This window comes from Mycobacterium sp., assembly GCF_046330795.1.
Lineage (GTDB): Bacteria > Actinomycetota > Actinomycetes > Mycobacteriales > Mycobacteriaceae > Mycobacterium.
This window is the reverse complement of the sequence record NZ_JAXLSA010000003.1, coordinates 206,805-221,256: the sequence shown is the minus strand read 5'-3', so window position 1 is coordinate 221,256 and position 14,452 is coordinate 206,805. Positions and strand designations below refer to the sequence as shown.

Here is a 14,452-nt window from a genome sequence, read left to right as displayed (position 1 = left end):
GCAACCCTAGTGGTTCGCGCCGGCTACGGCGTCGGCACCATGGCGAGCTGACGGGTCTGCACCACCACGGCGCCCGCGCTGTCGACGACGGTGTGGTCGGCGTCGAACCAGGTCTGCCCGATCTGGGTGGTGGTGCAGATGACCCGCAGCCAGCCATCGACCGGCAACCCGCGCAGATACGCCGTCAGCTGCACCGTCGGGGCCCAGCCGGTGCGACCCACCGCGAACGTCACCGGCATCGAGATGTCGCCGGCCAGCAATGCGAACAGGGCATCCACCGGCTCGTCGCGGGGCCGCACCCACACGCGGGTCACCGGGGACCGGCCCGGTTCGTGGGTCCACACGCTGGCCAGATCCGGGCGGATGTCGCAGCCGGCCGCCAGATGGTTGATCTCGGCCATCGGGTGGCCGGGGCCGATCGCCCCGAGGCCCGGCGGCGGCTCCACGGGCATGACGTCCACCACGGGGTTGGCCAGCAGTAGGGGTTCTCCCGGGGACTCCGCCACTCCGACGGTCACCGCGGCCCGCACGGCGGTGCGGCCGGATTGGTTGAGTTCGACGTCGACCACGTTGATCCGCCGGCCGCGCTTGCGGACGGCGGTGACCAGCTGGACCTCACCGGGGTCGGGCGCGCCGAGGAAGTTGGCCGAGACCGCCAGCGGCTGCAGCGACGCGGACGGCGCCCCGCCGGCCGCGGCGGTGGCCGCCCGGGCGCACAGCGCCACCATGACGCCACCGTGGATCTTCGCGCCGATCGTCCAGTGCGGGTTGAGATCCGCGGCGAAAACGGGACCGTCCGGGCTGTCGGAGACCGGGCGCAGCGTCATCGCATGCGCGAACGAGGGCGTGGTCATGTTCGGTTGCACGAGTCACCGCATCAGATGGGTACGGGCGAACTCGAGCGACTCGATCAGCAGCTCCTCGCGTTCGGCTTCCGAGCGCGCCCCCGACGTGGTGACCTCCAGCACCACGTGGCCGGCGAAGTCACTGTTGGCCAGCATCTGGCAGACCTCGGCGGTGGGCTGGGTCCCGCGGCCCGGCACCAGGTGCTCGTCGGCGGATGCGCCGTTGCCGTCGCACAGGTGCAGGTGCACCAGCCCCGAGCCCATCCGGTTGGCCATCTCGACGGCGTCGGTGCCGGCCGTGGCGGTGTGCGACAGATCCAGCGTGTAGTGGGCGTGGTTGCCGTCCAGCGGGTCGTACGACGGCGCGAACGCCGAGATCCCCACCCCCGGGCTGCCACCGCGCCTGCGCATCCGCTCGATCGACGTCTGGCCGGTGCCGAAGAAGCGGTCGGCCCGGAACGGGAACATGTTCTCGACGGCGACCATGACCTGACTCGCGGCCTCCAACTGGGCGACCTGCGCGGAAAACCCCTCGGCGTACCGGCGCTGCCACCGGAACGGTGGGTGCACCACCACCGTCTGCGCGCCGAGCTGTTCGGCGGCGCGCACGCTGCGTTCGAGTTTCATGATCGGATTGGCGCCCCACACCCGCTGACTGATCAGCAGGCACGGCGCGTGGACCGACAGCACCGGCACGTCGTAGCGCTCGGAGAGCAGCTGCACGGCGTTGATGTCCTGGCTGACGGTCTCCGCCCACACCATCAGCTCGACGCCGTCATAGCCCAGCCGGGCGGCGTATTCGAAGGCGGCCTCGGTCCGCAGCGGGTACACCGAGGCCGTCGAGAGTCCGACCTTGATCGCGGGACGCACGGGACGCGCGTCAGTTGGTCGCGTGCATGAGGGCCAGCGGTCCGAAGGTGACCAGCAGACCCACCCCGACCGCGATCAACGTGCTCGCGATGTCCTCCGTCCGACGAACCACCCACACCCCCGCGACCAGGCCGAGGGTGGCCAGGATCGCCAACACCATGGCGATCAGGCTGTTCCACTGCCAGAGCTGCGCGAAAGCCAGGAACAAACCGGCGCCCAGCGCCACCGCCAGCACGGACTGCAGCGCAATGCCCAGGCCGCGCAGGATCGACTGACCACGGGTCGGCTCGTCGTAATAGTCGTAGACGGCCTCGTAATCCTCGTACTCGTCCTGGTCGGCCGGGCCGTATTCGTCGCCGAGATCCTCGTCGACATCGCCCACCAGGCTGTCCGACAGGTCCCCGGCGATGGGCTCGACGGTGTCGGCATCATCAATGGCCCCGCCGACGGCCCCTTCCGCGTCCTCGGGCGCTTCGGCGAGGTCGTTGGCCTCGCTGCTGAACAGCGCAACTCCGCTGAACAGTTCCGCGTCCGGTTCGTCGACCGCGCCGATGCCCAGCTCGTCATCGACGGCCGGGGCGCTCACCGCGGGCGCGTCGTCAGTGGGGTCGGGGGTCATGGCCTCGGGGTTCACCGGCTCATCTCCTGCTCCGCCCGGATCGACGGCGACCGGCGCCTTCGGACGCGGGTAGTGACTGAGCTCGGGTCTGATACCCGACCCGCGATGCGGCATGGGGTCCGGCGAGGGCTCGAGCCGGCTCGCGACGTAGTGATGATCGTCATGGGTGTCGGCATACCCGTCGGCCTCGTCCTCGATGCCGGGCTCTTCGATGTCACCGTCGTCATGGTGCTGGAGAAGCACCCCGTTGTCGTCCAGACGCACGATCGGGATCTCGCCGGTGAGCTCGGCGACGGTGACGGCATCGCTGTTGCCGCGGCGCTTGCGGCGACGACCCCCACCCACCGGCGGCGAGCCGATGGTGCCGTTCTTGGCCAGCAGTTCGGCGACCGAGATCGGTCGCGTGGCCGTCTGGCCGTCGTCTGGTTCCGTCATCGCCTGTTGCCTCTCGACCGATCACTCGCCTTGCCGCCGTTCCGCGCAGCCTGCGGTCGGTCCGCTCGGCTCCCAGCATCCCCCACCGGTGTCTCCACCAACGCGGTTCCGTCAGCTTCACTATCGAGCTTGCGCAGGATCAGGCCCTCGCGCAGCGCCCACGGACAGATGTCCACGGTGTCGATGCCCAGTGCACGCATACTCGCCTCAGCCACCAGGGCGCCCGCGACGATCTGCGGGGCGCGCTCGGCGCTGACTCCTTCCAGTTCCGCTCTGTCAGCCGCGGCCATCCTAGAGATGAAAGCTATGAGCTGTCTGAGGCCGTTGGCGGTGAGCGTGCGCTTCACCCGGGGCCCCGCGCCCGACGGCGCCGCGCCGGTGAGCCGCGCCAACGACCGGAACGTCTTGGACGTCGCGACGGCCAGGTCGGGATTGCCGGCCTCGAGCACCGCATCGGCCGACCCCGCCAGTTCGGTGTCCAGCCAGTCCCGCAGCATCGCGACCCGCCGGCGTCCGGGGGGATCCTCGGGCAGCCACTCCCGGGTCAGCCGGCCCGCACCCAGCGGCAGCGACAGCGCCACATCCGGCTCCTCGTCCACCCCGCTGGACAGCTCGAGGGACCCGCCGCCGATGTCGATGTTGATGATGCGCCCGGCGCTCCAGCCGTACCAGCGACGAACGGACAGGAACGTCAGCCGGGACTCGTCGACACCGGAGAGCACCTGCAGTTCCACCCCGGTCTCCGACCGGACCCGCGCCAGCACGTCCTCGGAGTTCTTGGCATCGCGGACCGCCGAGGTGGCGAAGGCCATCAGCTCCGCACAGCCGGAACTGGCGGCGATCTTGGCGAACTCGTCGATGGTCGACATCAGCTTGTCGGCGCCGCGCCGGGTGAGCTTGCCCGAGTCGTCGATCGATTCGGCCAGCCGCAGGGCCGCCTTCGTCGAACTCATCGGCGTGGGGTGCCCACCCCGACGAGCGTCCACCACCAGCAGGTGGACGGTGTTGCTGCCCACGTCGAGCACACCCAATCGCACGGGATACAACCTAGTGGCTGGATGCTGCCGAGGTTCCGCGGGCTCTTCGGCCGCCCGGCAAGAGCCGGCCGCGATTCTCGACTACCGTTGACCGGGTGAGCGTCCATCCCGGCGAGGTCGAACTCGATTTCCCCCGCGAATGGGTCGAGTTCTACGACCCGGACAATCCCGAACACCTGATCGCCGCGGACCTGACCTGGCTGCTGTCGCGCTGGACATGTGTGTTCGGCACCCCGGCGTGCAAGGGCACCGTCGAGGACCGGCCCGACGACGGCTGCTGCAGCCACGGTGCGTTCCTGTCCGACGACGACGACCGCGCCCACCTCGACGACGCGGTCAAGACGCTGACCGCCGAGGACTGGCAGTTCCGCGACAAGGGACTGGGCCGCAAGGGCTATCTGGAGATGGACGAGTACGACGGCAAGGCGAACCTGCGGACCCGTAAGTACAAGGGCGCCTGCATCTTCCTGAACCGGCCCGGGTTCGCTGGCGGAATCGGATGCGCGTTGCACAGCAAGGCAATCAAACTCGGCGTCGAGCCGTGGACGATGAAACCCGAAGTGTGCTGGCAACTTCCGGTCCGGCGGACCCAGGACTGGGTCACGCGGCCCGACGGTTCGGAGATCCTGAAGACCACCATCACCGAGTACGACCGCCGCGGCTGGGGCGAGGGCGGCCTGGACCTGCACTGGTACTGCACCGGCGATCCGGCCGCGCACGTCGGCAGCCGGCCCGTCTATCAGTCGTACGCCCCCGAGCTGACCGAACTGCTCGGCGAGAAGGCCTACGCCGAGTTGGCCGCAATGTGCAAGCGGCGCAGCGGATTAGGACTCATCGCCGTACATCCGGCCACCCGCGCCGCCGAGTAGTCCCCCTTCCGCGAGCGTCCGTGTTCGTACGGCGACACGCCGGTACTTGCGTACAAATGCGGACGCCCACGAAGGGGACGGGGATCAGCCCTCGAGCTTGTAGCCCAGCCCGCGAACGGTGACCAGGTGCACCGGGTTGGCCGGGTCGGACTCGATCTTCGAACGCAACCGCTTCACATGGACGTCGAGCGTCTTGGTGTCACCCACGTAGTCGGCGCCCCACACCCGGTCGATGAGCTGGCCCCGGGTGAGCACCCGGCCACTGTTGCGCATCAGGTACTCCAGCAGGTCGAACTCTTTGAGCGGCAACGTGATCGGCTCACCGTTGACACTGACCACGTGCCGCTCGACATCCATTCGCACCGGACCGGCCTCGAGCACACCGTCGTACAAACCGGCATCATCGGGCTCGCCGCCGCGGCGCAGCACCGCCCGGATCCGGGCGATCAGCTCACGCGCCGAATACGGCTTGGTGACGTAGTCGTCGGCCCCCAATTCCAGGCCCACCACCTTGTCGATCTCGCTGTCACGCGCGGTCACCATGATGACCGGCACGCTGGAACGGGCCCGCAGCTGCTTGCAGACGTCGGTACCCGACATGCCCGGCAGCATCAGGTCGAGCAGCACGATGTCGGCGCCCGCCCGGTCGAATTCGGCCAATGCGCTGGGGCCGTCGGCCACCACCGTGGCCTCGAATCCCTCCTTGCGCAACAGGAATGCCAGCGGGTCGGCCAGCGATTCCTCGTCCTCAACGATCAGCACACTGGTCATCGGCGCTGCTCCTCCTCATCGCTCGTACCTCGCTCTGCATCGTCATCAGCGCGGGTCATCGGCGCTGCTCCTCCTCATCGCTCGTACCTCGCTCTGCATCGTCATCAGCGCGGGTCATCGGCGCCGCTCCTCGGCTCGTGTCATCGGGTGACTTTTTCCTCTCCGTGGGGAATCTCCGGTTCGGCATCTTCAGCGTCGAAGTCCGAGTCGTAGGCAGATTCACAGTGCAGGTATGCCGGGATCGAGAGCGTGAAGGTCGAGCCCGTGCCCGGCTTGCTCCACAGTCGGATCGATCCGTTGTGATTGGCCGCCACGTGCTTGACGATCGCCAATCCCAGTCCGGTGCCGCCGGTCGCCCGCGACCGCGCCTGATCGACGCGGAAGAATCGCTCGAACACGCGCTCCTGATCCGTGCGGGCGATCCCGATCCCGCGGTCGGTGACCGCGATCTCGATGTTGTCCCCGGCGCGCCGGCGGCTGATCGACACCGTCGAACCGTGCGGCGAGTAGGCGATGCCGTTGGAGATCAGGTTGGCCAGGGCCGTCACCAGCAGCGTCTGGTCCCCCAGCACCCGGAAGCCGCTCGGCGTGTCGGTCGCGATGCTGATCTCGGCGTTGTCGGCCACCACCTTGTTGCGTGAAATCGCCTCCGCCACAACGGTATCCACGCTGACGGTGTCGAGGTCGGGCAGCGGTTCGGCACCCTGCAGCCGTGACAGTTCGATCAGCTCACCGACCATGTTCGCCAGCCGGTTGGACTCCGCGAGCACTTTCGTGCCGAACCGGCGGACGGTATCGGGGTCATCGGCCGATTCCAGCAGTGCTTCGGCGAGCACGCCCATGGCACCGACCGGCGTCTTGAGTTCGTGACTGACGTTGGCCACGAAATCACGTCGGGTGGCCTCCAATCGGGCGTACTCGGACTGATCGTCGGCGTAGAGCACGGCGAACCGGCGGTCCGCGCGGGTCAACAGGCTCACATGACCGCGCACCGACAGGGTGGCCCGCCCCGGGGCGCCGCTGCGGCGCTGGGACAGGTCGACGTCGCGGCTCTCACCGGTCATCAGGGTGCGCTGCGCGGCGGTCCACGCCCGTTCGTCGAGGCGGCGGTCGACCACCAGTCCGAGGTCCTCGGCGCGGGCATTCATGAAGACGACGTCACGGTGGGTGTCGACGACGGCGACGCCGATCGGAGCGCCGGCGATGATGTGCTCCAACATCTGCGAGACGGTCACGCCGGCCTGCTCGGCGGCCAGCCGGCGGTGGCGGTCAATCCAGCGGGGGGCCACCACAGCTCCGATCACGATCCCCGCGACGAGGAAGATCCCGGCGACGATCAGCGCCGACACCACACTCACACGAAAATCGTACGCACCCGATGAACGCCACCCCAGCAGCGTGCGGCCATTTCGGGACATCTCACACACGGAAATGCAGGTATTTGACTGTGGTTCACCCGCGTTAACCGGATGTTCGCCGAAATATCGCCGAAATCGCTACTTGGCGCCCTGACTGGCCACTGCCGCGGCTCCGGCGGCCGCGGCCTCCGGATCCAGGTAGGTGCCGCCGGGGATCTTCGGCTTGAGCGCGCCGTCGAGGTCGTAGCGCAACGGGATGCCGGTGGGAATGTTCAGACCGACAACCTCGTCGTCGCTCATTCCGTCGAGGTACTTGACCAGGGCACGCAGCGAATTGCCGTGCGCGGCGATCAGCACGGTCCGGCCGGCCTGCAGGTCGGGGACGATGGTGCTCTCGAAGTACGGCACGAAGCGGGCGACCACGTCGGCGAGGCATTCGGTGAGCGGTCCACCGTCGATGTCGGCGTAGCGCGGATCGGCGTCCTGGCTGTACTTGCTGCCCTTCTCGATCGGCGGCGGCGGCGTGTCATAGCTGCGCCGCCACGCCATGAACTGCTCCTCGCCGTACTTGGCCTTGGTCTCGGCCTTGTCCAGGCCCTGCAGCGCGCCGTAGTGCCGCTCGTTGAGCCGCCAGTTGCGGATCACCGGGATCCAGTGCCGGTCGCAGGCGTCGAGCGCCAGGTTCGCGGTGGTGATCGCGCGGCGCAGCAGCGAGGTGTAGAGCACGTCGGGCAGCAGCCCCTGCTGGGCCATCAGATGACCGCCGCGGATCGCCTCGGCCCGGCCCTTGTCGGTCAGGTCGACGTCGACCCAGCCGGTGAACAGGTTGAGCGCGTTCCATTCGCTCTCGCCGTGGCGGAGCAGGACAAGGGTGGAGTCAGCCATGGCTGGAATCTTGCCACGACGGGCGTTGCCGTGCCGCAGCGTTCATTCGCCGGCCTCGTCGTCGATCAGGTGCGCGAACGCCTCGAGGTTCTTCAGCGACTCGCCGCGCTCGACCCGCCACGCCCACTCCTTCTGGATGGACGACCGAAAACCCAACTCCAGCAACGTGTTGAAGTCGTTGTCGACGGCTTCGAGCACCTGTCCGAGAACACGGTCGATCTCGTCCGCCGTCACCGATTCCAGTGCCATCCGGCCCACCAGGTAGATATCGCCGACATTGTCGAGGGTGTAGGCCACCCCGTAGAGGCGACGGTTCCGTTTGAGCAGGAATTTGTAGACCGCCTCGAAGTTCTCATCGGGCTTGCGGCACACGAACGCCTCGACGCGCACCGAATGCTCGCCGATCGACAGCAACGTGTTGGTCTTGAGGCGCCGCTCCCCCGGCAGCACGACGACCAGGCCGGGCAGTCCGCCACGCACGCCCTCATGCCGGCTGTATTCGAGGCCGTGCTCGTCGAGGGTGGCGGTGATGATCTCGTCGACTCGGCTCACGCCAGATTGCCTCGCTCCTCCTCCGCCGCCTTCAGCGCCGGCATCGTCGACTCGGCTCACGCCCGCACCCCGCGGCGGCGGGTCCACCGGCGCGTGCCGCGGCGGGCCGACGGCGTTGCGACGGCCGGCCGGGGGTGACTGCGGGCGTAGTCGGCGATCGCCCGGTCATAGGCCGCCAGCAGCGCGTCGACGGTGTGCTCCCAGGAGAACGTCGACGCGTGTGCCACCGCCGCCGCACTCATGGCGGCCACGTCCGCAGCGTCGCGGGCGAGCAGGCCGGCGATGGCGTCCGCCCAGTCCGCCGGGTCGTGGCCGTCGACCAGGACGCCGCTGACACCGTCGCGCACGGCGGTGGGCAGTCCCCCGACGGCGGCCGCGACCACCGGCGTGCCGCAGGCCTGCGCCTCGACGGCGACCAACCCGAACGATTCGGAGTAACTGGGCACGGCGACGACGTCGGCGGCCCGGTACAGATCGGCGAGCCGTTCCCGGGACTGCGGCGGCAGGAAGGTGACCCGCTCGGTGATGCCGAGGTCCTCGGCCAGCCGGATCAGCCCATCCGGGGCCGACAACCCGCTGCCCGACGGGCCGCCCGCGATCACCACCCGCAGTCCGTCCACCCGCGCGGCCGCGCGCAGCAGCACGTCGGGCGCCTTCAACGGTTGGATACGTCCCACGAAGACCGCGACGGGCTGGTCGTCGGGCAGGCCCAGCGCGGCACGCGCGGCACGGCGATCGCCCGGGGTGAAGGTCTGCAGGTCGACGCCGGGGTGCACCACATCGATGCGGGACGGGTCGGCGTGATGTAGCGAAACCAATTGGCGCGCTTCATCTTCGGTGTTGGCGATCAAGCGGTCGGCTTCATCGACAACCTGCTGCTCGCCGACGGCGCGCATTGGCGGTTCGGGCGCGTCGCCCTCGGCCAGCGCGGCGTTCTTGACCGCGGCCAGGGTGTGGGCGGTGTGCACCAGGGGCACCGCCCAGCGGTCCCGCGCCAGCCAGCCCACCTGGCCGGACAGCCAGTAGTGCGAGTGCACGATGTCGTAGTGGCCGGGGTCGTAGTTGGCCTCGGCCCGCAGCACGCCCGCGGTGAAGGCGCACAGCTGCGTCGGCAGGTCGTACTTGTCGAGTCCCTCGAACGGCCCGGCGATGATGTTGCGCACTAGCACCCCCGGGGCCACCCGGACCACCGGCGGATCGGCCGACGAGGTCGCCCTGGTGAAGATCTCCACCTCGACCCCGCGGCGGGCCATGTGCAACGCGCTCTGCAGGACGTAGACGTTCATCCCGCCGGCGTCGCCGGTGCCGGGCTGGGCCAGCGGGGAGGTATGGACCGACAGGACGGCGACACGCACGCCTCCATACTTACACGCACCCGCGATCAGGAAACCGCGAGCGACCGCTGGGCCTTTCGCAGCGCCCCCAGCGGGTCCGCATAGAGGCCGCCCAGGGACACGGCGCCGGCGCCGGCTTCCTGCACCCGGTTGCCGAACGCGGTGACGCGTAATTCCCGGCGCGGCAGCGTGGAGCGCTCTGCGAAGGCCGCCTCGGCGGCCGCCAGGCCCTCGGGGTATTCGGTGAACGCCTGACCGCCGACCACCAGGTCGTCGGGGTTGAGCAGGTCGCGCAGCAGAGCGACGCTCTCGCCGAGGACCCGGCCGCGTTCGGCGAGCAGTTCCCGGGCCACGTCGTTGCCCTGGCGCGCGGCGCCGACCAGCGGCGCCATCCCGACCGCGGGGACGGTGGCGGGTAGTACCCCGTGCCGGCGCGCGGCCGCCAGCACCGCTTCGTCGCTGACCGTGGTTTCCAGCCGGCCGGTGCCGCCGAGCAGTTCGGAGTGCGCGGGCAGGTGCGCGATGGTGCCGGGGCCGGTGTCCGGCGTGTGCACCCGGCCATCGATCACCAGTGCGTAGCCCACCGTTTCGCGGGCATAGATGTAGAGGCTGCTGGCCGCCGGGGGCCGCACGCCGAGCAGCAGTTCGGCCCCGGCCATCGCATCGACGTGCGCCGACACCGACACCGGAAGTCCCAGCGACTCGGCCAGCACCGCCCCGACCGGGGCCTTCGTCCAGCCGAGCCGTTCGTGGTCGACGTGGCCGGCCCGCCCGTCGACGACCCCGCCGATCGCGACGCCGACCCACAGCGCGCGGCGCTTGTGCCAGCGGCTCAGGTAGCGGCGGGCGCTGCCGGCCAGGGTCGCCAGCGCGCTGGACTGCGGGCCGCCCGGCGTCGGCGTCTCGACGGCGTCGAGGGTCCGGCCGAGCAGATCGGTGGCCACGATGCTGGTGGTGCGCGCCCCGATGTGCACGCCGAGGGTCAGGTACGGCTCATGGTTCACCTCGACCGGGACACGCGGACGCCCGATCGCCCCGGCGACGGCCAGGTCGGCGCGTTCGCGCAGCAGCCCGGCCTCCAGCAGGGCGCTGACCTGGCGATTCACCGTCGCAATGGACAGCGAGGTCAGGGTGGCGATGGCGTCCCGGGCGATGGGTCCGCGCCGGCGGGCGGCGGCGAAAACGGCGGCCGCGGGCGCATCGCCGATGCGCAGTGCGGGGGCGACGACGTGGTGACGGCCGCGCAATGCGTGGCGGGAGATGGGGGTGACCGGTCGAGCAAGAGTCTGGGTGCGCACGTTGATGTCCTTGGGTTTCGATCCGACGGGGCTGGAATGCCGCGCCCGGAACCGAGGAGGACGGTCAGGCGCGACGAAGCACGGGACAACAACACATGCCGGCGTGCGCAGCCGCATGGATCCCGAAGGTGGTGCCCGTCATGGGTAGAGAAGCTAGCACGCTGGCTACAGTTGGGCCATGACCAACCCAGACGGACACAACCGCGTGGCCGTCGTCACCGGTGCCAGCTCGGGCATTGGTGCGGCGACTGCGAAAGTACTTGCCGCACAAGGCTTTCATGTTGCGGCAGTGGCCCGGCGGGCGGATCGCATCGAGGCGCTGGCCGCCGACATCGGCGGAACCGCGATTGTGGCCGACGTCACAGACGACGCCGCGGTGAACGCGCTGGCCGACCGGCTGCCGCGGGTGGACCTGCTGGTCAACAACGCCGGTGGCGCAAAGGGCCTCGAAACGGTGGCCGACGCCGACCTCGAGCACTGGCGCTGGATGTGGGAGACCAACGTGCTGGGCACACTGCGGGTGACCCGCGCGCTGCTGCCCAAGTTGATCGACTCGGGCAACGGTCTCGTCGTCACCGTGACCTCGATCGCGGCGTTCGAGACCTACGACGGCGGCTCGGGCTACACCGCCGCCAAGCACGCCCAGGGCGCGCTGCACCGCACCCTGCGCGGCGAGCTGCTCGGAAAACCCGTGCGGCTCACCGAGATTGCGCCGGGCGCGGTAGAGACGGAGTTCTCCCTGGTCCGGTTCGACGGTGACCAGCACCGCGCCGATTCGGTCTACGCGGGCATCACGCCGCTGACCGCCGAGGATGTCGCCGAGGTCATCGGGTTCGTCGCGTCGCGGCCGGCACACGTCGATCTCGACCAGATCATCCTCCGGCCGCGGGATCAGGCGCCGTGGGGCCGGTTCAGCCGCCGGGCTCCGCAGGAGAAGTAGACGTCGTACTGGTCGGCGACGATGTCGTCGTCGTGGTGGTGGTCGTCGTGGTGGTCGCCGTACCCGACAGGGTGGGCGCGTCGGTCGGCGTCACGGGAACCGTGCTCGGGATCGACGTCTGCGCCACCGGAGCGTTCTCGGGCGGCAGCGCCGACATCGACACCCAGGTGTCCCAGTCCACCGCCCAGTCCCAGATGTCGCCGTCGGAGTACGACAGGTCGATGGACGTGCCCGTCACCTCGACCGGATCGCCGTAGATCGCGGTGTAGTAATACTGCTCGGCGTCATCGGTGGACAGGTTGATGCAGCCGTTGGTCACGTTGGTATTGCCCTGCGCGCCGGCGCTGGCCGGGTTGGCATGGATGAACTCGCCGTTGTTGGAGATCCGCACCGCCCAGCGCTCGTGAATGTTGCTGTAGCCGGCCGCCGCGTTGGACATGTAGAAATCCGAGTACTTCTCGGTCACCACGTGGGTACCGCTGCGGGTGACGTTGCGCGGCAGATCAGCCTCGCCATAGCTGCACGGGAAGTCGAACAGCACTCCGCCGTCGGTGATCACCTGGATGCGGTGACTGCCGGCGTCGGCCTTCACCACCTGACGGCGGCCGATGCTGAAGTCCAGGGTCGAATCCCCGGCGCCATAGTTGTCGTCACCGAAGTCGACGCCATAGAGCTTGGCCTCGACGTGCACGGTGGTCCCGGCGGGGTAGTACTCGCGGCTGCGCCAGTGCACGCGCGAGCCTTCGGCCTCGTCCGGCAACCAGGCCCAGCTGCCTTCGACCGGCGGCGTGGTGGTCACGCTCAGGGCCTTCTGCACGGCGGCCTTGTCGGAGATCGGCGCGTCGAACTGCAGGATGATCGGCGCGGCCACACCCACGGTCTGCCCGTCCGACAGCTGGAACTGACCGTTGACCACGACGGTGGGCTTGATGGTGTTGAACTTCCCGGTCACCGAGCCGGCCTTGCCGTCGCGGCCGACCACCGAACCCGCCCAGGTGTACACCGCGCCGTAGCCCAGGGGCTCGGTGACGACGAACTCGGTGCGATCGCGGTTGAGGACACCGGCGACGGCCTTGCCCTCCGCGTTGGTCAGCGAGATCTTCTGGAACCAGCCGTCGGCGACGTTGGCCCGCACGGGCGCGGTGGGCAGCACATCGGTCGCCGATGCTTCGGGGCTGAAGGTCAACGTCGGACTCGCCGGCGGGGCGGCCGCCTCCTTCTTGGTGACGCCGCCAACACACGCGGCCAGCGCGCCCGGGGCCAGCGCCCCCAGTGCCAGCACGCCCAGCGCCCGGCGCCGGTTGACCGGCGGCAGGTCGGCGGAACGACGGGCGGCACTCACGGGAATCCAGGGTACGGACCGGGCTGACGGACGCTAAATCGTGAGGGTCACGTCACAGCCGGGTTCGGCGAGCGGTGCATTTCCGCGAGCACGAGGCCCGGCGGATCACACCACAGCCGGGTTCGGCGAGCGGTGCATTTCCGCGAGCACGAGGCCCGGCGGATCACACCACAGCCGGGTTCGGCGAGCGGTGCATTTCCGCGAGCACGAGGCCCGGCGGATCAGACCACAGCGCCCAGGATCACCGGCTCCGGCACCAGTTCGACACCGAAGGTGCTGGCCACGCCGTCGCGCACCCGGCGCGCCAACGCGATGACATCGGCACTGGTGGCGGTTCCGCGGTTGGTCAGGGCCAGCGCGTGCTTGGTCGATAACCGCGCCGGTGCATCGGGACCCGGGAAGCCCTTGGCGAATCCGGCATGTTCCACCAGCCAGCCGGCGGCCAGCTTCACCCCGGCGTCCGCCGGGAAGTGCGGCATGGCACCGTGGCGGGCGAGCAGCTGATCGAACCGATCGGCGCTGACGACGGGGTTGGTGAAGAACGACCCGACACTCCAGGTGTCGTGGTCGGACTCGTCGATCACCATGCCCTTGGCGCGGCGCAACGCCAGGACAGCGGCGCGGACGCGGGCCGGGTCGGTGCGCTGCCCCGGCTCCGCACCGAGTGCGGTGGTCAGCTCGCCGTAGCGCAGCGGCGCGCTGCGGTTCGAGGCATCCAGGGTGAACTCGACCTCGACGGCGATCGGCGCGCGCACCCCGGGGGCAGGGTGCTTCAGGACGCTGGTGCGGTAGCCGAATCCGAGTTCGGCCGGTGCCGCCCAGCGCAGTTCGCCGGTGTCCCGGTCGAGCAGGCGCACCCGGGTCAGGGTGTCGGCCACCTCCGCGCCGTAGGCGCCGACGTTCTGGACCGGCGTCGCTCCCGCGGAGCCCGGGATACCCGACAGGCACTCCAGCCCTCCCAGGCCGGCGTCGATCGAGGTGCGCACGACGGTATCCCAGTCGGCACCCGCTTCAGCTCGAACAATGTTGCCGTCCAACACTATTCGAGCATTCAATAAGCGCACGACCGTCAGGTTCGTCATGGTGTCAGCGAGGACCAGGTTCGAGCCACCACCCAGCACCAGTGGGTCGATGCCCTCGCCCCGCAGTGCGTTCAGAGCGGCCACCACCTGGTCGGTGGACGTGCAGGTGATGAGCCGCTGCGCCACCGGTCCCACCCGCAGGGTGGTCAGCGGGGCCAACGGCGCGTCGTGCTCGACGAGGGCGCCGGCGTATGGCGAACCGGTCACGGGCGGTA

At 69.6% G+C, this 14,452-nt stretch carries 14 protein-coding genes; 2 read left to right on the top strand and 12 right to left on the bottom strand.

Features of this window, described 5'->3' with window-relative positions:
- Positions 1–23: 23 nt before the first annotated feature.
- The 4 genes from U0R18_RS12405 to U0R18_RS12390 are packed head-to-tail and all read right to left on the bottom strand — an operon-like array spanning position 24 to position 3,806.
- Positions 24–854, bottom strand: a complete 831-nt coding sequence (locus tag U0R18_RS12405; RefSeq protein WP_526368703.1) for an acyl-CoA thioesterase — start codon at positions 852–854, stop codon at positions 24–26.
- A gap of 15 nt (positions 855–869) precedes the next feature.
- Positions 870–1,715, bottom strand: coding sequence for a sugar phosphate isomerase/epimerase family protein (locus U0R18_RS12400; protein WP_526368701.1), 846 nt, complete (start codon positions 1,713–1,715; stop codon positions 870–872).
- A gap of 10 nt (positions 1,716–1,725) precedes the next feature.
- A complete protein-coding gene (locus U0R18_RS12395; protein ID WP_526368699.1) occupies positions 1,726–2,769 on the bottom strand; it encodes an Rv0497 family membrane protein in 1,044 nt (347 codons plus the stop codon).
- Positions 2,766–3,806 carry a Ppx/GppA family phosphatase gene (locus U0R18_RS12390; protein ID WP_526368697.1) on the bottom strand — a complete coding sequence of 347 codons (1,041 nt, stop codon included), beginning with the start codon at positions 3,804–3,806 and terminating at the stop codon, positions 2,766–2,768. The genes U0R18_RS12395 and U0R18_RS12390 overlap by 4 nt, the downstream gene beginning before the upstream one ends.
- Positions 3,807–3,901: 95 nt before the next feature.
- Between U0R18_RS12390 and U0R18_RS12385 the strand changes: the two genes are divergently transcribed.
- Positions 3,902–4,675: a DUF3109 family protein gene (locus U0R18_RS12385; RefSeq protein WP_526368695.1), complete on the top strand. Its 774-nt coding sequence runs from the start codon at positions 3,902–3,904 to the stop codon at positions 4,673–4,675.
- 84 nt (positions 4,676–4,759) lie between these two features.
- On the opposite strand, the gene regX is transcribed toward U0R18_RS12385, so the two are convergent.
- The 6 genes from regX to U0R18_RS12355 form a co-directional block, all read right to left on the bottom strand.
- Positions 4,760–5,446 (bottom strand): two-component sensory transduction protein RegX, encoded by a 687-nt coding sequence (gene regX, locus U0R18_RS12380; protein ID WP_526368693.1) that lies wholly within the window; start codon positions 5,444–5,446, stop codon positions 4,760–4,762.
- 140 nt (positions 5,447–5,586) lie between these two features.
- Positions 5,587–6,804, bottom strand: a complete 1,218-nt coding sequence (locus U0R18_RS12375; protein ID WP_526368691.1) for a sensor histidine kinase — start codon at positions 6,802–6,804, stop codon at positions 5,587–5,589.
- 138 nt (positions 6,805–6,942) lie between these two features.
- Positions 6,943–7,689: a phosphoglyceromutase gene (locus U0R18_RS12370; protein ID WP_526368689.1), complete on the bottom strand. Its 747-nt coding sequence runs from the start codon at positions 7,687–7,689 to the stop codon at positions 6,943–6,945.
- Between the two features lie 42 nt (positions 7,690–7,731).
- Positions 7,732–8,241 carry a YbjN domain-containing protein gene (locus U0R18_RS12365; protein ID WP_526368687.1) on the bottom strand — a complete coding sequence of 170 codons (510 nt, stop codon included), beginning with the start codon at positions 8,239–8,241 and terminating at the stop codon, positions 7,732–7,734.
- A gap of 56 nt (positions 8,242–8,297) precedes the next feature.
- Complete coding sequence (gene mshA / locus U0R18_RS12360; RefSeq protein ID WP_526369497.1) at positions 8,298–9,626, bottom strand: D-inositol-3-phosphate glycosyltransferase; 1,329 nt, start codon at positions 9,624–9,626, stop codon at positions 8,298–8,300.
- The gene (locus tag U0R18_RS12355) at positions 9,623–10,879 is read right to left on the bottom strand and encodes an ROK family protein (protein WP_526369495.1); all 1,257 of its coding nucleotides are present in this window, start codon (positions 10,877–10,879) and stop codon (positions 9,623–9,625) included. The genes mshA and U0R18_RS12355 overlap by 4 nt, the downstream gene beginning before the upstream one ends.
- A 172-nt stretch (positions 10,880–11,051) precedes the next feature.
- Here U0R18_RS12355 and U0R18_RS12350 point away from each other — a divergent pair, with 172 nt between their 5' ends.
- Entirely contained in the window at positions 11,052–11,813 is a 762-nt protein-coding gene (locus tag U0R18_RS12350; protein WP_526368685.1) for an SDR family oxidoreductase, read from the top strand.
- On the opposite strand, the gene U0R18_RS12345 is transcribed toward U0R18_RS12350, so the two are convergent.
- A complete protein-coding gene (locus U0R18_RS12345; protein ID WP_526368683.1) occupies positions 11,785–13,155 on the bottom strand; it encodes an Ig-like domain-containing protein in 1,371 nt (456 codons plus the stop codon). The genes U0R18_RS12350 and U0R18_RS12345 overlap by 29 nt on opposite strands.
- 221 nt (positions 13,156–13,376) lie before the next feature.
- On the bottom strand, positions 13,377–14,444 hold the full coding sequence (locus U0R18_RS12340) for a UDP-N-acetylmuramate dehydrogenase (RefSeq protein ID WP_526368681.1): 1,068 nt from the start codon (positions 14,442–14,444) through the stop codon (positions 13,377–13,379).
- Between the last annotated feature and the right edge of the window lie 8 nt (positions 14,445–14,452).

Coding starts and splice junctions, on each gene's coding strand:
- U0R18_RS12405 (WP_526368703.1), bottom strand. CDS start 854: ATGACCACGCCCTCGTTCGCGCATGCGATGACGCTGCGCCCGGTCTCC.
- U0R18_RS12395 (WP_526368699.1), bottom strand. CDS start 2,769: ATGACGGAACCAGACGACGGCCAGACGGCCACGCGACCGATCTCGGTC.
- regX (WP_526368693.1), bottom strand. CDS start 5,446: ATGACCAGTGTGCTGATCGTTGAGGACGAGGAATCGCTGGCCGACCCG.
- U0R18_RS12370 (WP_526368689.1), bottom strand. CDS start 7,689: ATGGCTGACTCCACCCTTGTCCTGCTCCGCCACGGCGAGAGCGAATGG.
- U0R18_RS12350 (WP_526368685.1), top strand. CDS start 11,052: ATGACCAACCCAGACGGACACAACCGCGTGGCCGTCGTCACCGGTGCC.